The sequence below is a fragment of the Lacticaseibacillus paracasei subsp. paracasei genome, assembly GCF_000829035.1.
Taxonomy (GTDB): Bacteria; Bacillota; Bacilli; order Lactobacillales; family Lactobacillaceae; genus Lacticaseibacillus; species Lacticaseibacillus paracasei.
On sequence record NZ_AP012541.1, the window covers coordinates 885,381 to 902,136 of the forward strand.

A 16,756-nucleotide genomic window follows, 5' to 3' on the forward strand; every position below is an offset into this window, starting at 1 on the left:
GTGCTGAGACAGCGACGCTTGCTGATGGCAGGGTGTTTTTGTGTGAGTAGTCTTAGTTAACAGTCACTAAGGGTGATTGATGATTAAATGATTATCATTCATATTATGATCCTGTACGATTTCTTTAAGATATCGCCGCAGCATTGGTGAGCGTTCCAAAACGGCCCAACCCGGATCGGCTTTTAATCGCTTGAGTTCAGCTTTATCGGGATGATCATCGCCTGTGAAAAAGCGCCAGTTCAAGACGCCCATCAGTTTTGCGGCAGCATCCAAATCATGCTGATTCGTCACGCCATTATCCATGAGATCCCCATATGCAAGACCTTCGCCATCTTGGAGAAAGAGTTGCTTCAGATACCGTTGATAATGTAGCAGATCAGGATTTTTTCGTTGCTTGGCGGTTAAGTAAGGTGTGGGATCAGTCGCATGCTTTTGATAGGTGATTCGGTTAGGCGTGAACGTCACCACCCCATAACTGGCAGGGCTGATCGAAAATGCGCCGCTGACAACTTCAATCGTTGGACATTGCCCGTCCGGATCGCGGCTGATGTCTTGCGCATGGATGTGTCCGGAAAAAAGCAACGGAACATGGTAAGCTTTCAGCAACGTTTTGAGTTGATCGCTGTTGTCCAAAACAAATCCTTGATTCACCGCTTCATTGTGGGCATATAGATTGTGGTGCATGAAAACAATCGACTTGCGATGGGCCTTTTGACCAGCAGCTAATTGCTGGCGAACCCATTTCATGGTCTGCGGTGTGAGCTTACCACCAGTGTTCGGGGGGCGATTGGAAGGTTCGATCGTATAAATATTGCTGTCCAGCATCAGCAATTGATAATTGCGGTTAAGGTTGACGCGATAGCTCAAACTATTCGGATCCTGCGCAACTGCCTGCTCATAACTGGTATGAAAAATATTGCGCCAATCGCTAGGGCTGATTTGTTCTGTCAGTAGTTGTCGTTTGCCCTTGTTGGCTCGTGCCCAACCATCGTAAATATCATGATTGCCAGGGATGATCAACACCTTCGTACCATTGGCAACAAGTGGTTGTAGGCGGCGCATGATACTTTCGGCACTGGCTTTTTCGCCGTTGAACGTGACATCACCGGTGATGACGAGGGCTGTCGGGCGGGCTTTTAAGGCGTTTTGAACCAAAGCATTGATAGCAACGGGCTGATAGTCCATATCTTTTCCTGCTGCAGAACGTTTGATTTGGGTATAAGCAGTCTTTTCATCATGTAGACTTGGGGCAATAAAGTGGGTATCGCTGAGCACCCAAATGGTTGCCTGTGAACTATTGGTGAGTGGGCGATCACGATCAGGGTGAATTTGCCCCAAGACGATTGCAAAGATCAGCATTAAAAATAACGCTGCTACATATTTGACTGCTTTCATTTTCTGCCTCCGTACCTAGTTTACCATTGATCAAGGTAACACCAGCAGGTCATTTTGAGTGGTGTCAAAAAATTTTTTTGATAATTAACTTGTTGGTGACTTAAAAACGTTACTGACCGAGAGCGGGATTATGGTAAAATAAAGCCACATTTGACCACGATAGCGTTTAGAGAGAGGACATATACACCTATGCAAGTAATCGTAACGGTTATCGGTACCGACAAAGTTGGGATCATCGCACAAGTAACCACTGCTTTAGCAGATTTAGATGTTAATATTTTGGATGTTTCACAGACTATCATGCAAGGTGCATTTACGATGATGCTGCTAGCTAAAATTCCAGATAATGGCAATTTCAATACGGTAAAAAGTCAATTGGCGACCTTGGGTGATCAAATTGGCGTTGAGATCAAAGTAGCCCGTCAAGAGATTTTTGATGCCATGCATCGGCTTTAATATGCGTTGGATCGGCAATCGTACTTATCAGAGCTAAAGGAGCCAGTGATGGAAACTCAACAAATTAAAGAAACCATTGAAATGATCAGTGAAGAGAATCTGGATATCCGAACGATTACCATGGGGATTTCCTTGTTGGATTGTGTAACTGGTGACCTGCAAACCACAGCCGACAAAGTATATGCCAAAATTATGGCAAAAGCTGCCAATCTGGTGCCGGTAGCTGACGCCATTAGCGACGAATACGGAATTCCAATTGTCAACAAACGTATTAGCGTGACCCCGGTCAGCTTGCTAGCTGGCGCGGATCAAAACCTCGATTTTCGCCCGATTGCCCAAGCGATGGATCGAGCTGCAAAAGATTTAGGTGTGGATTTAATTGGGGGCTATACCGCTCTCGTTCAAAACGGTAGTACGCCAGCAGAAACTGCATTGATGAAGAGTTTGCCGGAGGTGTTAGACACCACGGAACGCGTTTGTGCGTCCGTGAACATCGGCAGTACACGCAGCGGTTTGAACATGGACGCTGTTAAGTTGATGGGCACGGTCGTCAAAGAGGTTGCCATGCGCAAGCCGCAGAATGCGATGAAACTGGTGGTATTCTGCAATGCTGTTGAAGACAATCCGTTTATGGCAGGTGCTTTTTGGGGGATTTCAGAAGGTGATGTTGCCATCAACACAGGTGTTTCCGGTCCCGGTGTTGTAGAACGGGCGATCGCGGCCAAACCGGCGGCAAGTTTTGAAGAGATCTGTGAAACGATTAAACAAACCGCCTTTAAAGTGTCACGGATGGGCCAATTTGTCGGTAAAGTTGCTGCGGATCGCCTTGATGTACCGTTTAACATTGTTGACCTCAGTTTGGCACCAACACCGGCAAAAGGTGACTCAGTGGCGCAAATTCTGGAAACAATGGGACTCAGTCATGTTGGCACACCAGGCACAACGGCAGCGTTGGCGTTGCTAAACGATGCAGTCAAAAAAGGCGGCATCATGGCGGCTGAACGTGTCGGCGGATTATCAGGTGCCTTCATTCCGGTTTCTGAGGATGCTAATATGATCACCGCAGCGGCCAAGGGTCAAATCAGTCTGGAAAAACTAGAAGCGATGACGGCGGTTTGTTCAGTTGGCTTGGATATGGTTGCGGTGCCTGGCGACACTCCTGACGCCACGATTAGCGGCATGATTGCCGACGAGGCTGCTATCGGGATGATTAACAACAAGACGACGGCAGTCAGAGTGATTCCAGTTCCTGGTAAGCAGGTGGGCGACACCGTTGAATTCGGCGGTATTTTCGGTACTGCGCCGATCATGGCAATTAACGATGGCGATGCGCAGCAGTTTATTAATCGTGGTGGCCGTATCCCAGCCCCGATCCATAGCTTTAAGAACTAACGCGTCTCATTTTTAAACGATCCGACTTAGGCCTTGTTGTTGCTGGTAATTGCCAGTAGCAGCAGGGCTTTTTGGTTGCGGTGCGTAATGTTTTGATGAGGTGAATCGTATGTTTGTAGCCCTAGATAAAAACAATCAACGTGTCACATTGACAGGTCATGCCCAGGCGGCCAATTTAACACACCAAACCTTTCACTGTCCTATTTGCAAGCAGGTCGTTCGCATCAAAAACGGAACCGTAATGCCTGCCCATTTTGCTCACCGAAGTCAACCAATGGGTGAGGGTGAACCAGAGAGTATAGAGCACCTAACTGGCAAATGGTGGTTGGCGTCTTGGCTCAAACAGCATGGCGAACAGGCAACGTTGGAATACTATGATGCAACCATTCGCCAGCGCGCAGATCTTTTGGTTGCAAGTAAACCGCCGAGGGTATTGGAATTTCAAGCAAGCCCGCTAAGCGTGCCAGATCTGCAAAAACGGACAATGATGTATCATGCGCGTGGTTGGCAAGTGACATGGGTATTGGGTCATCGATACTGGCATCCTGAAGGCAAGATACAAGCACGAAAGTTTTTGAGCATCGAAGATCATCGGCTAACTTTGTGGCATTTACAGACAACGGTTGGTGAGTTGGTACGGATTCAGTTTGGAAATGAAGGCCGTTGGCTAACGCGCTTTCAGCATGATGATCCGCCAACTCAAACTTGGCAGGCAGAATCGACTTATCCGCAACGACAAATTCGGCAGATTGCCATCAGTTTACAAAAGCGGGTGCAACCGTGGATGACGCTGCAAGCAGCTGCTTATCAACAGGGCCGCAATTTGAATGGCTCTCCATGGTTCGTTCACAGTCGGCCCATGTGTTACGGCATTTTGGTGTTCCAGAACTACAACTGCGACTCAAATGGCTGTTGATCTTTGAAGGACAGCCTTTTACCGCGACTGCCAACCGTCAATTTTGGCAAGCGGCCCTGCCGAATATCTGGACGCCTTTGTTGCCAGCTGGCACGCTCGGGAAAATGATGGGTGCCCACTGGCTGCAAGTGTTGCTGGCAGAAGGCTTCGTTGTTCAGGAAGATGGTTGTCGTTATCAGTGGCAGCGTTTGCCTGTTTGGTTTGCCGATCTTGAGCGAAAATTGGCCATGAAAAAAGACTTTGCTTAAGGCAAAGTCTGATGAGGCTGATTGCTTATCACGATTCGCAAGGTGGGAAAATGGGACGGTTTGTGCGCTTATGGAAACGTGTTTGTAGACCCAGAAACCGGCATGTAAGGACGCTGAACACAATGCCTGAAGACCGGTCATCACTTCAGACCACTGATAGGCCGGTTTCTAGCCGAGTCTGTTCACGCTCTAAAAAATTCTAAAGTTGCTCCCCATGTTTTCGGGCCGTTCGGTGAAGAAACCGGCGGGATCTGTTCGGATGAGATCGCAAAGATGTGGGATGAGTGCTGGGTCACCGATTTGTTCGATCAAAACAGCATGGCCGTCATCTACTTTGCGATCGGTGTCAACAATGACAAGGGAAGGCGTTTGAGTGATACCCATTTGGTTAGCAGTTCGTTGATCGGAGTCAAAGCCCATTTTAACTTCGGAACGCTGACGATCTTCATAAAACATTTCTTGATCCAGCTTACATTTGTCGAGCATCTTTGCCACAAAGGCCGCATCATATTGGTATTGAACCAGAGGTGCGTGTTGTTGTAGCCGCAACAAGAGCATCCGTGCTTTTTTGTTGCCTTGATATTGTGCAGCCTTATAATCCAACGCAAGGTTGTAAGCTGCACGGAGCAGCTGGTTGCGTTTAGCAAGATTACCTACGCTCAGTTGCTCACGTTTCATAAATTGTTCCATGATATCTAAATTAAGAACGGGAACGAAGTGGACGCGCACTTCCTGCTGGAATTTATCCAATTGTCTGAGTAATTTCTGTTCAGTGCCCAGACAGACGCTCCCGATTGGATTGAAAAAAAGAAAAATTTCTATCACGTTAACGGCCTCCAATTCGCCAACAACAAATTCTTACATTTACTTTATCAGAAAATGAGCAGGGTACAATTAATCAGCTTGTGAATCGTGCACATGCATGAATGCGCGCTGAACTTTGTTGATAACCGGCCGTTTTTCAATGTTGAATTGGTGCAACAAAGTATCGTAGAAAACTTGAGCTTGTGGCAGGTCATGGTACTCCATTTCCAACTCAAAATCAGAGGTGTTGTCCATGTAAAAAGTCTGATCGAGTGTCAACAAACCTGCTTTAAGATGCGCTACACGGCGGGTCGTTTTTGCTTGGGTTTGCGGATGAACCGCTGCGGGGTCAATTTCACGGGCTGCTAGTGCCGTTGTGACTTGACCGGTTTTAAGTTGACCTTGATCAATCAAGGAGCGGGCTTCAACTGAAGTCAGCGGATCGGTAATTTCTTCCAAATCACGATGTTGATTCTTATTAGGAACTTTTAAGGTTTGTTCCGCACGATCTTTAAACTGACGAATGCGCAAGCCTAGGCCTGCCTTTTTGACGGCGCCAGTCGGTGTATCGTAATAGGTATTCATTTGACTGAAGCCCGGCTCAAAATCAAACTGATTGAGAATCGCTAGAAAATCAGTCTTTGTTAAAGTTGTTTTAAATTCCTGTTCGCGAGAAATTGACATGAACTGCCTCCAAAGACAAAGGGCAACGGTGACGAGACAAAAATATGATAGAATGGTGGTCGTGAGTGACTTGGCTGGCAAGAAAGCTACGGGTTGCCGTACTTCTTAACCAGTCTGGCTGGAATATAGCCGTCGTTTGTCGGCCAAGCCTCACGCAACGTATCATCAGTAGTTTAGTATGGGAGGGCCAGCAATGCAAAGGGACTGGGATAGTTTCTTAATGCCGTATGAACAAGCAGTCGGGGAATTGAAAATTAAATTTCGCGGTATGCGTAAACAATTTCAACAGGCCAATGAACACACACCCATCGAATTTGTGACGGGGCGGGTTAAACCGGTCAGTTCGATTATTGAAAAACAAAGTCGGCGTTTTATCAGTGACGAACTTTTGGAACAGGATATGCAGGACATTGCTGGTCTGCGAATCATGTGTCAGTTTGTTGAAGACATTTATCAAGTCGTGGCACTCCTTCGTCAACGCACAGACATGAACATCGTGGAAGAACGCGATTACGTGACCAACGTGAAGCCTTCTGGTTACCGCAGTTATCATGTGGTGATTGAATATCCAGTGCAACTCATCCATGGTGAAAAAAAGATTTTGGCGGAAGTCCAGATTCGAACCATGTCCATGAACTTCTGGGCAACGATTGAGCACAGCCTGAATTACAAATATAATGGCGAATTTCCGGATACTTTGAAGGCGCGGCTCAAGCGGGCAGCGGAGGCTTCCTTTATGTTGGATAAAGAGATGTCAGATATTCGTGAAGAAATTCAAGAAGCCCAGCATCTGTTTGTTTATGGTAAAGGGCAACAGCCACATTCGAAAACAAAGGATCACCATGACGATAAAAAGGATGAGTAAGATGCGTGTGACAGTTTTCCATAATAGCATACCTGCCTCAATCACGGCTGCGCAAAAGCTGACGAAGCTTTTGAAGAGCGGTCACTTTGAGCTTGATGAGCGGCATCCCGAGGTGGTCGTTACCATCGGCGGTGATGGTACGCTCCTTTCGGCCTTTCATCGCTATGCGGATCAGTTAAACTCAATTCGCTTCATCGGTGTGCATACAGGCCATTTGGGTTTTTACACAGACTGGCGGGATTTTGAAATTGAAGATTTAGTTATCGCCTTAAAAGAAGACTCTGGACAAAGCGTTAGCTACCCACTTTTGGATGTTCAGGCGACTTATGCTGACGCGACCAGTGCTCATTATCTAGCATTGAATGAGTCAACCTTGAAGCGTTTAAACGGTACTATGCGGACGGAAGTCTATATCAAAGGCGATTTCTTTGAGAGCTTCCGCGGGGATGGCTTGTGTGTGTCGACGCCAACTGGATCCACAGCTTACAGTAAGTCTAACGGCGGTGCTGTGATTCATCCGCGATTGGATGCGTTGCAAATGACCGAAATTGCGTCCATTAATAATCGGGTTTTTCGTACCCTCAGTTCGCCGATTATCACGGCACCAGACGAGTGGGTGACATTGGAGCCGACAGGTCGCGATGATTACGTCATGACTGTGGATCAGTTCGTCATCAATCCACCAACAATCAAACAAATTCGGTATAAAATTGCGAAAGAACGGATTCATTTTGCACGCTACCGGCATATGCATTTTTGGGATCGTGTTGAAGACGCCTTTATCGGAGCCAAACACTGATGCGATTTGAATGGCAGTATGAGGGACCGCCGCTGAAATTGGCGGCTTTTTTAAAACAACAGGGTTTTTCCCGTGCACAGCTTAAGAAACTTCGTTATCAAGGCGGATTTGTTTTTGTCAACAAACGGCAACGGCATACCGCTTATCCGGTGCGCTCGGGGGACAGAATTTTGGTACAGACAGCACCTGAGCACGCGGCAGACAGTGTGGTGCCTTATTCGCATGATTTGGCCATCAGTTACGAGGATGACGATTATCTGATAGTGAATAAACCGGCCGGGGTGGCATCTATTCCAGCGGTTGGGCGCCAAAATAATAGCATGGCGAATATGGTCAAGGCTTATTTAATTAAAACCAAGGCTGAAAGTCAGGCCGTTCATGTGGTGACACGGTTGGATCGCGACACCAGCGGGTTGATGGTCTTTGCCAAGCATGGGTTGGCGCACAGCTTGTTGGATCAGCAATTGCACAGTCAAGACTTTGTCAAACAGTATGTGGCAATTGTGACCGCACAAACACCTTTAGCAACTCATGGTTGGATCGTATTGCCCATTGGCGTCAGTGACGGCTTTTATATGCGTCGTGTTGTAACCGATACTGGCAAAGCTTCTGTCACGGAGTATCGAACACTTGACCAAAATACGGCTGGGGCCATGATGCTTGTCACGTTGCATACCGGGCGGACTCATCAAATTCGGGTTCATTTTGCCGCGATTGGTCATGCGTTGTATGGTGATGGCTTATACAGTCCTGATACGCACGGCTTTAATAGACAAGCACTTCATTGTGCCCATTTGCGTTTCTGGCAGCCGTTGAAGCATAAACTGATTGATTTACATGCTCCACTTCCGGCTGATATGGCAACGTTAGCGGCGAAGTTGAAATTATCGCAGCAAGATTGAGCCGCCGCACAAATTTAAACAAGGTATGACAAAAGCCAGTTCCCGAAAATTAGGAACTGGCTTTTAACATACTATGATTCAGGAACATAATTAGCGGCTCCAAGCGAACTAGAAGTTGCCCTTGTGATAACCTGAATCGGCATCAAACTTGAATTGCTTTTTGAGGCCATTGGTTAAATAGATCTTCTTGTCATTGGTAATGAAAATTGCTTGAATATGATCGCTGTTTTTGGCATTCATGTATTGCAGACCGCCTTTTAATCCCTTATCAAAGGCAGCATTGGATAAGGCATCGCCATCAACACTATTTTTCGAGACAATCGTGACTGAGGCCAAGTTGTTGTCATAGGGATAGCCAGTCTGAGGATCGAAAAGATAAATGTATTTATGGCCATTGGAGATTAGGTATTGCTCATAGGTGCCAGCTGTCACAATGGATTCGTTGCTTTCAGGAATCGTACCCACTGCAGTGCCACGCGGCGCGGTCGGGTCTTGAATCCCAACATGCCAATCGCGATTGGTACCAAGCGGTGAGTGACCCATGACAACGACATTACCGCCAAGATCAATAATCGCTGCTGTGACGCCATCTTTGGCGAGCACGGCCTTCACTTTGTCAGCAACCCAGCCCTTGGCAATCCCGCCAAAATCAAGCCGCATCCCCTTTTTGGTCAGATAGGCGGTATTATTTTTGGTATCGAGTTTGACATCGCGCCAGTTGACCAGTGGCAAGGCCTTGTCGATCTCACTTTGTGCCGGGACGCGCGCGCCAGGCAGGCCAATTTGCCACAGATTGGTGACGGCTCCAATGGCCATGTCGAAACTGCCATTGGAGTTTTTTGAAAAGTAGTAGGCTTTTTCAAGTAAGGGCATAAAATCTTTAGGCACTTTGACCGGCTTGATTCCGGCATTATCGTTGATCTTATCCAAAACCGAACCGCCGCGGGTTAAAGTTGCCTCGGCGTCGACGTGATGAATCATGGCAAATCCGTCTTTTAAGGCGGATTTTTTACCTTTATCATAAATTGTCAAAGTACAAGTGGTGCCCATGACAAATTCATTTTGTGTGTATGGGGTTTTCAAGTAAGTTGGACTGGCTGTTTTTTGACAGCCGGACAAAGTTAGAAAACCAATAAAAGCAAGTAAACCGATGACGAATTTTCGCATGTTACATAACCCTCATTTCATCTTTCCCTTTGAATATCATACCGCGCGTTATGGAAAAAGAAAGCCCTGGTTGTCGCTCGTCAAACGTATGGCAGCAAAAAAGGCTAGTTATCCAGGCGGTTGCCCGCATAACTAGCCTTTCCGTGGCGTGGTTCATTAGAACGCGATTAGTTTTGTACCATGTAAAGCTTTCACACCTAATGTCTCACCAATTGAAGCAGCGTTTTGACTGGTGATCCCGCCGCCTGGCAAGATGCTGATTTTATCACCTGCATAGTTGATGATGGCTTGCAGGCGTGGCAAAGTGTCGGTGATGGGGGTGGTCAAAGGACCGCCGTGGGTCAAGATACGCTCGACATCGTGATCGGCCAACCAATCAATTGCGGCAAACTGCTTGGTTTCTGGAATGGCATCGAAAGCCATATGGAAAACAACGGTCATGCCAGCACTGGCAGCAATGAGGCTGGTCATCGCGTCTTCATCAATTGCGCCATCTGGTGTCAAAGCACCAAAGGCAACGCCATCCACGCCAAGCGCCTGTGCCTCAAAAAGATCAGCTTCCATGATTTTTAATTCAACATCGTTATAAACAAAGTTACCGCCACGTGGACGAATCATGGTGATGAGGCTACGGCCATGTTCATGAACATATTTTGTACTCTCTGCCATAACGCCCTTAGACACAGTTGTGCCACCAACCGCTAAATTGTCATTGAGCTCAATCCGATCAGCCCCGGCCGCGATTGCTTTAGGAATCGATGTATAATTTTCAACTGCAATTTCTTTTAACATGACGGACCTCCATTTACTAGCTTAGATAAACATGACCAATAAGACAATCGCACCTAAAGCGATTCGGTACCAGCCAAACGGTTTGAAGTCATGCGTTTGAACAAATTTCAACAGCCACTTGATGGCAACGATGGCGACGAGGAAAGAAACAATGGAACCTGTCATCAAAACAGCCCATTGTTCACCAGAGAAGCCGTTGCCTTGCCACAGGTATTTGCCGATTTTAAGAATCGACACGCCAACCATGGTCGGTATTGCCAGAAAGAAGGAAAATTCGGTGGCAACGTAGCGAGAAGTCCCGATTAGTAGGGCGCCTAGAATTGTGGCGCCAGATCGTGATGTACCAGGGACGATAGACAAGACTTGGAAAAGACCAATCAGTAAGGCGGTTTGATAAGTGATGTCTGCCAGAGTGGTGATATGCGCGTTTTTATTCTTGAGGTAGTTTTCTAGAATGATGAACAGCACCCCATAAATGATCAGGGTTGTTGCGACTACGAGTGGTGTATGTAAATGTTCATCCATCCAGTTGTTAAGCGGGAGGCCAACAACGACTGACGGCAGAACTGCAATGATAACTTTTGCCCACAGTTGCCAAGTTGCGTTGCGGGCTTTGGCTGTCGGCTTGGAAAAGGGATTCAGCTTATTGAAATAAAGCAATATGACGGCGAGAATAGCGCCAAACTGAATCACGTACTCGAACATATTAATGAAATCCTGACTCTGCGATAATTTAATGACATGGTTTACCAGATCAATATGGCCGGTTGAACTAATCGGCAGAAACTCCGTTAACCCTTCAACGATACCGATGATCACGGCCTTGATAATGTCAAACATAATAACCCTCCAATTCTCAATGTTAACAGTATACAAGGTTTTGCAAGGCTTGCCACGTTCAACTCGGAATTTATAGTCATCTTACGTAATTCAGCAACTTTTTTGGGAGGTAAAAAAAGCCCAACCACCAAGCAAAACAGGTCTTGGGGCTGAGCCAATAAAAAGTTGTATCGATGGTTAAACATAAGACAGACGGTTTAACTTACTTGGCCGATAAAAATAAAACATTAACGGCTTCTGGCGTCGGAATATCACGTTGAATTTCGGTCAAGAGTCCCGTTTTGGCATCGCGACTATAGAGTGTGCCATTACTACTGTTTTGGTTGACCACGAGAATAAAGTGTTCAGTGAGATCGAAATTGAAATCACGAGGAAAATCGCCTGCCGTACTGATTTGTTGCAATTCTGACAGATTTCGGCCATCCGGACTGACGGCAAAAACGGTGATGCTATTATGACCGCGGTTGGATACATAAAGGAAGCGTTGATCACTGCTCAGTCGAATCGCAGCAGCACCATTGTGATCGGTGTAATCTTCCGGAATGGTCGGCAACGTTGCAATGAGTTTGAATTGACCAGTTGCCGCATCATAATTTAGGATGCTAACCTGACTTGAAAGCTCACCTAGTAAATAGGCAATCGGGTTGTTGTGGTTAAAAGCCAAATGGCGAGGGCCAAAGCCAGGTTCGGTGTGAAAAATAACCGGATCGCTGAGTTTGCCGGCATCGCTGACAGCATAGGTTGTTAAGGTATCATTACCCAGATCAACGACCGCTAGTCGCTGAAAGTCAGGGGTGACAGCAGCAAAATGAACATGGGCACTATCTTGTTCCGGTCGCGGACCGTTACCGGTATGCTTCACTTCATCCGTTAAAGCCAAACCATGATCATTTTTAATGCGATAGACATTGATTCGGCCTTCGTGGTAATTGCTGGCATAAACCAGCTGACGATTCGCATCAATCGAGATATGCGCCGGGGATGAACCTGCCTGCAGTACCTTGTTGATCAAGCGCGGTGGATCAACATTTAGGGCATAAGCCGCGACACCGCCTTGATCACCTTCTGCGTCTACCGCATATAAAATATTGTCATCAGATACGGCTAAGTAGGTTGGTGAACCCAAATCAGTAATGAATGGGGCAGGGGTCGGCAAATGCGCTTCGTCATTATCAAATGTACCGGCATAAACGCCTGCACCGCCGTGACGCGTATAACCGCCTAACAAGAGTCTTTGCTTCATGTTCAAGTTGCTCCTTTCGAATTTGATTTGAGTATAGCATGTTTGGCTGATGCTTATGCTATGATATAAAGCGTGAGTCAACGTTTAATGAAAATAGCTGGCCAATAAAGCTATCATTAAAGGAATTTTCAGACCTTTAATCAAACGATTTGCCACAGCCCATAACTCAGCGCCATCATGGGCCTTAACGAGATCGCATTTATGTTGGCAGCGAAGCTCAGATAACAAACACTTATGATATTAAAAATGACAGGCAAACGGAGGCACGACCATGCAATTGACAGCAACAGTAACAGCTATTGGTAAGGATGCATTGAGTTCCAAGGATCCGATGATTATTCTCTTTGGACCGCAAGCAACAGACGCACTACGCGACGTCGCGGTGATCCAGCAGTTCGCTGACAAGTCAGCTTTGGAAAAACTGGTTATCAAGGCGGGCGACCAATTAACAATCGATGATGAGACGTTTGAGATGACTTATGTCGGTCAACTTGCTAACAGTAACCTGAAGGCGATTGGGCACGTTACCCTGTTGTTCCAAGCTGTACCAGCAGACAAGCCGATGCAAAACGCAATTTATTTAAAATCGACCCATCGACCAACATTTAAGGTTGGGACGACACTAACTTACATCACGCAAGCCAACTAAGTGTGACAACGAGTTCTTGGATCAGTTATGCGCCAGTTTCTAACCGCTTCTGCTTACGGTCAACAAAAAAAAGAAGATTTCAGGCGATCTATCAGCCTGAAATCTTCTTTTTTTACCATGATGCCTTACGAACACCTGGAATTTGACCCTTATGCGCTAGATCACGGAAATTCAAACGAGACATTTTGAATTTGCGCATGTACGCATGCGGCCGACCATCAAGTTCATCGCGACTGTGCGCGCGAACGGGTGAGGCATTCCGCGGTAAAGCTTGCAAGGCAGCGTAATTATGCTCAGCCTTGTACTTGGCACGCAACGGGGCATATTTAGCAATCGTTGCTTCGATCTTCTTTTCCTTGGCAATCTTTGACTTTTTAGCCATGTATGCAATCACTCCTTATTTGTGGTTTGTATTTAACGTTTTTTAACGACGTGTCTGTTCGAACAGTTCAACCCACATAGCATAGCACAGCCTTAAGCCGCTCGCAACACTTACAAAAAATAAGCGTTTAATATTGATCGCCATTGAAAATCGAATTTTTAACAATGACATAATCGACCTTGGTCAAGGACTCGAGATCGCGGCCACCGGCGTAGGAGACAGCTGACTGCAAGTCTTCTTGCATTTCCTTTAACGTGTCACCAATCTTGCCTTTGACAGGTAACAAGATTTTTTTGCCTTCAACGTTGTGGTGGGTGCCCTTTTGATACTCGGACGCTGAACCGTAATATTCCTGATATTCCTTGCCGTCAATGTTGACGTGTTTGCCAGGTGTTTCTTCATGGCCAGCAAAAAGGGAACCAATCATGCACATGGTGGCGCCAAAACGGATTGACTTGGCGATGTCACCATTATTGCGAATGCCGCCATCAGCAATGATGGGTTTACGGGCTGCTTTGGCGCACCAACGAACAGCAGCTAATTGCCAGCCGCCCGTACCAAAACCGGTTTTTAATTTGGTGATGCAGACCTTGCCAGGACCGATGCCGACTTTGGTAGCATCGGCACCAGCGTTTTCAAGTTCCCGGACAGCTTCTGGGGTGCCGACATTACCAGCAATCACAAAGGCATTTGGCAAATAATGTTTGATATGTTGAATCATGTCAATGACCACCTGAGCATAACCGTGCGCAACATCAATGGTGATATAGTCAGGAGTCAGCTCATTAGCAGCCAGTGCTTCGATAAAATCGAACTCGTCATCCTTGACGCCGACACTGATTGAAGCGATTAAGCCGCGCTTTTTCATATCGCGAACAAAATCCATCCGGCGTTCCGGCTGGAAGCGATGCATAATATAGAAGTAATCGTGCTCTGCCAACCAGATCGCCAAAGGTTCATCGATGATGGTTTGCATATTAGCGGGAACGACTGGAATCTTGAAAGTATGCGGGCCAAATTTCACGCTGGTATCAACCTCTTTACGTGATTGCACCACACACTTGTTAGGAATCATTTGAATGTCTTCGTAATCAAAAATCTGCATGCCGTTGTTCATCGGATTCATCCTTTCGCAAAAGCCGAACATTGTTAAGCATTATTGGTGTTATTCAAAACACCAAGTGCTAAGATACGCGAAAGTTTTGTAAAAGTCAATCAAAAGTACATACATTCTTTTTTAATGTTCGTGTTTTGATAAATGAAAAGAAAAGCCGGTTGCCCGGCTTAGAAAAACGACAGTGGTAATTGATGCGGCAAACGAGGATGTAACACGTCACAGAAGGCTCAGAAAAACTTGTTGCGCCAAAATTGAAAGGCAAGTACTACCGCAATGGCAACGGAAATGGCAATGGTGATAATCCAGCTCACCTTCATATCAGCCAAAGGGAGATGAACATTCATCCCGTAAAACGAGAAGACCAAAGTGGGAATGGTTAACAAAATTGAATAAGAAGTTAGGAACTTCATGACGCCGTTCATGTTATTGTTAATAATTGACGAGTAGGTGTCCGCCGTTTCGTTAATAATAGAATTGCTAATTTGTGCCATTTCGATGGCTTGTTGATTTTCGATGATGGTGTCTTCCAGAAAGTCTTGGTCGTCTTCATCCAAACCAAGAGGATTGCTGCGTTTTAATTGTTCGAGGACGTTGCGGTCGGTCCGCAAACTCATCATAAAATAAACCAGTGACCGTTGAATGCCCATCAAGCCGTAGAGTTCTTCGTTGCGGAGGCTGCGTTGCAGTTTATTTTCATTGGCTTCGCGTGCCTTGTTTAGATCACGTAGGTAGGTTAGGTAACTGATTGAAATCTGGTAAAGGAACTGCAGCACGGACCGATTTTGTCGGCGAGGGTCGAAGTTACTGACTTTACCTTCTGCAAAAAGACTGAGGAGTGGAATCGGCTCGCCGTTGATGGTGATCACCGCAGTATTAGTGATGATGATCGCTAGCGGAGCCGTTTCGTACACCACCTTTTTACGTGCGTCCCGTGTGACGATGGGCATGTCGAAAATAAACAGATGGCTATCATTATCTTCGTCGTATTCGTAACGGGCACCTTCATCGGGATCAAGGCCGTACAAAAGGAAAGCTTCTGAGAGCTTAGCTTTGTCCTGTAGTTGCTGACGTTCTGCAGGAGTAGGATCAACCACATTGATCCAGACCCCTGGACTGATGCGGGATTGCTGGTTCAGTTGACCGGTTTTGTCATCAAATCGATAAATTGCAAGCATAGCGGGCTCCTTGGCTTTTTCTTTTAGTTTACAACAAGCAACAGCAGGATGCAGGAGGGAAACACATGCGTAAGCGTGAAACAAAAATTCATTTGGCAGCAGCACAAGCACCGCTTTTTGCTTGTCCAGTCTGTGGACAACCATTACAGGTGACAGCGGGATCGTTGGTTTGTGTCAACGGACATGTACGCGATTTCAGCCACAAAGGGACGCTGAACTTCCTGAATCAGCAAGTAGCCACCGAATACACGACGCCGATGTTAGCCGCACGACGGCGAATGTTGAACGCTGGTTTGTTCACCCCATTTTTGGCAGCTATGGCAGCCAAACTTCCGAAACATCAACGACTGTTAGATGTCGGCTGCGGGGAAGGCACGCCGACTGCGTATTTGGCCGAGGCGGGTCAACAAACTGCCGTGGGTTTTGATATCTCATCACCGGCGATCAATCTAGCAGGCGGCTTAGCGGCACCAGTTCTGTTTGCGGTTGCGGATCTGGCCCACCTGCCTTTCGTTAACGATGCATTTGATACCGTGACCGACATCTTTTCGCCAGGTAATTATCGTGAATTCAGACGTGTGCTGCGTCCTGATGGTCAGCTATTGAAAATTATTCCGCGGGCGGGTTATCTTCGAGAAATCCGGGAAGGCTTATACTCCGGGACGGCTAAGGCTGTGTATAACAATGAGCCTGTCTTGAAAAGGTTCTTAGCAGCTTTCCCTGATGCGAGTCAGGAGACAATCACCTACGATTTTCCGTTAGCGCCAACTCAATTTGGCGATTTAATGGCCATGACCCCGTTAACGTGGCAGGCGCCCGCCGATCAACGCGACCAAATGCTTGCTGCACCGCCGATTAGTATCCATATTGATGTTGATTTGCTCACTGTGTCGCATCTTGTCAAGTAAAAGGGTTGTAAACATCGATGGC

17 protein-coding genes and 1 pseudogene are annotated in these 16,756 nt (G+C 46.6%); 8 read left to right on the forward strand and 10 right to left on the reverse strand.

Features of this window, described 5'->3' with window-relative positions; translation table 11 throughout:
* Positions 1-66 precede the first annotated feature (66 nt).
* On the reverse strand, positions 67-1,395 hold the full coding sequence (locus LBPC_RS04480; RefSeq protein ID WP_003661363.1) for a metallophosphoesterase: 1,329 nt from the start codon (positions 1,393-1,395) through the stop codon (positions 67-69).
* Positions 1,396-1,584: 189 nt separating this feature from the next.
* On the opposite strand from LBPC_RS04480, the gene LBPC_RS04485 reads away from it, so the two are divergent.
* The 3 genes and pseudogenes from LBPC_RS04485 (at position 1,585) to LBPC_RS04495 (ending at position 4,407) form a co-directional block, all read left to right on the forward strand.
* On the forward strand, positions 1,585-1,851 hold the full coding sequence (locus tag LBPC_RS04485; RefSeq protein ID WP_003564140.1) for an ACT domain-containing protein: 267 nt from the start codon (positions 1,585-1,587) through the stop codon (positions 1,849-1,851).
* 48 nt (positions 1,852-1,899) lie between these two features.
* Positions 1,900-3,243 carry a PFL family protein gene (locus LBPC_RS04490; protein WP_003574245.1) on the forward strand — a complete coding sequence of 448 codons (1,344 nt, stop codon included), beginning with the start codon at positions 1,900-1,902 and terminating at the stop codon, positions 3,241-3,243.
* A gap of 109 nt (positions 3,244-3,352) precedes the next feature.
* Positions 3,353-4,407: pseudogene (locus tag LBPC_RS04495) on the forward strand (competence protein CoiA).
* Positions 4,408-4,596: 189 nt separating this feature from the next.
* Here LBPC_RS04495 and LBPC_RS04505 read toward each other — a convergent pair.
* Together LBPC_RS04505 and LBPC_RS04510 are read right to left on the reverse strand one after the other, a co-directional pair.
* Positions 4,597-5,232 carry a DsbA family protein gene (locus tag LBPC_RS04505; protein WP_003564143.1) on the reverse strand — a complete coding sequence of 212 codons (636 nt, stop codon included), beginning with the start codon at positions 5,230-5,232 and terminating at the stop codon, positions 4,597-4,599.
* 69 nt (positions 5,233-5,301) lie between these two features.
* Complete coding sequence (locus LBPC_RS04510; protein WP_003564144.1) at positions 5,302-5,895, reverse strand: CYTH domain-containing protein; 594 nt, start codon at positions 5,893-5,895, stop codon at positions 5,302-5,304.
* A 193-nt stretch (positions 5,896-6,088) separates the two neighbouring features.
* Between LBPC_RS04510 and yjbM the strand changes: the two genes are divergently transcribed.
* Genes yjbM through LBPC_RS04525 form a run of 3 tightly spaced genes read left to right on the forward strand, consistent with a single transcriptional unit; the run spans position 6,089 to position 8,461 of the window.
* Positions 6,089-6,760 (forward strand): GTP diphosphokinase, encoded by a 672-nt coding sequence (yjbM, locus tag LBPC_RS04515; RefSeq protein ID WP_003564145.1) that lies wholly within the window; start codon positions 6,089-6,091, stop codon positions 6,758-6,760.
* A gap of 1 nt (position 6,761) precedes the next feature.
* Positions 6,762-7,559: an NAD kinase gene (locus LBPC_RS04520; protein ID WP_003564146.1), complete on the forward strand. Its 798-nt coding sequence runs from the start codon at positions 6,762-6,764 to the stop codon at positions 7,557-7,559.
* On the forward strand, positions 7,559-8,461 hold the full coding sequence (locus LBPC_RS04525) for an RluA family pseudouridine synthase (RefSeq protein ID WP_003564147.1): 903 nt from the start codon (positions 7,559-7,561) through the stop codon (positions 8,459-8,461). Before LBPC_RS04520 ends, LBPC_RS04525 begins: the two co-directional genes overlap by 1 nt.
* Before the next feature lie 108 nt (positions 8,462-8,569).
* Here LBPC_RS04525 and LBPC_RS04530 read toward each other — a convergent pair whose 3' ends face one another.
* The 4 genes from LBPC_RS04530 to LBPC_RS04545 form a co-directional block, all read right to left on the reverse strand.
* Positions 8,570-9,628: an FAD:protein FMN transferase gene (locus tag LBPC_RS04530; RefSeq protein ID WP_003569478.1), complete on the reverse strand. Its 1,059-nt coding sequence runs from the start codon at positions 9,626-9,628 to the stop codon at positions 8,570-8,572.
* 156 nt (positions 9,629-9,784) lie between these two features.
* Positions 9,785-10,420, reverse strand: a complete 636-nt coding sequence (locus LBPC_RS04535; protein WP_003569480.1) for a copper homeostasis protein CutC — start codon at positions 10,418-10,420, stop codon at positions 9,785-9,787.
* Positions 10,421-10,441: 21 nt separating this feature from the next.
* On the reverse strand, positions 10,442-11,260 hold the full coding sequence (locus tag LBPC_RS04540) for an undecaprenyl-diphosphate phosphatase (protein WP_003564150.1): 819 nt from the start codon (positions 11,258-11,260) through the stop codon (positions 10,442-10,444).
* 202 nt (positions 11,261-11,462) lie between these two features.
* The gene (locus LBPC_RS04545) at positions 11,463-12,503 is read right to left on the reverse strand and encodes a lactonase family protein (protein ID WP_003661358.1); all 1,041 of its coding nucleotides are present in this window, start codon (positions 12,501-12,503) and stop codon (positions 11,463-11,465) included.
* Positions 12,504-12,774: 271 nt separating this feature from the next.
* On the opposite strand from LBPC_RS04545, the gene LBPC_RS04550 reads away from it, so the two are divergent.
* On the forward strand, positions 12,775-13,152 hold the full coding sequence (locus LBPC_RS04550; protein ID WP_003593849.1) for a PTS glucitol/sorbitol transporter subunit IIA: 378 nt from the start codon (positions 12,775-12,777) through the stop codon (positions 13,150-13,152).
* A gap of 112 nt (positions 13,153-13,264) precedes the next feature.
* On the opposite strand, the gene rpsN is transcribed toward LBPC_RS04550, so the two are convergent.
* The 3 genes from rpsN to LBPC_RS04565 all read right to left on the reverse strand — a co-directional run bounded on the left by rpsN (position 13,265) and on the right by LBPC_RS04565 (position 15,826).
* On the reverse strand, positions 13,265-13,534 hold the full coding sequence (rpsN, locus tag LBPC_RS04555) for a 30S ribosomal protein S14 (RefSeq protein ID WP_003564153.1): 270 nt from the start codon (positions 13,532-13,534) through the stop codon (positions 13,265-13,267).
* Between the two features lie 127 nt (positions 13,535-13,661).
* A complete protein-coding gene (locus LBPC_RS04560; protein WP_032775136.1) occupies positions 13,662-14,639 on the reverse strand; it encodes a GMP reductase in 978 nt (325 codons plus the stop codon).
* Between the two features lie 239 nt (positions 14,640-14,878).
* Positions 14,879-15,826, reverse strand: a complete 948-nt coding sequence (locus LBPC_RS04565) for a magnesium transporter CorA family protein (RefSeq protein WP_003564155.1) — start codon at positions 15,824-15,826, stop codon at positions 14,879-14,881.
* 65 nt (positions 15,827-15,891) lie between these two features.
* On the opposite strand from LBPC_RS04565, the gene LBPC_RS04570 reads away from it, so the two are divergent.
* Entirely contained in the window at positions 15,892-16,734 is an 843-nt protein-coding gene (locus LBPC_RS04570) for a methyltransferase domain-containing protein (RefSeq protein ID WP_003569501.1), read from the forward strand.
* The last annotated feature ends 22 nt before the right edge of the window (positions 16,735-16,756 follow it).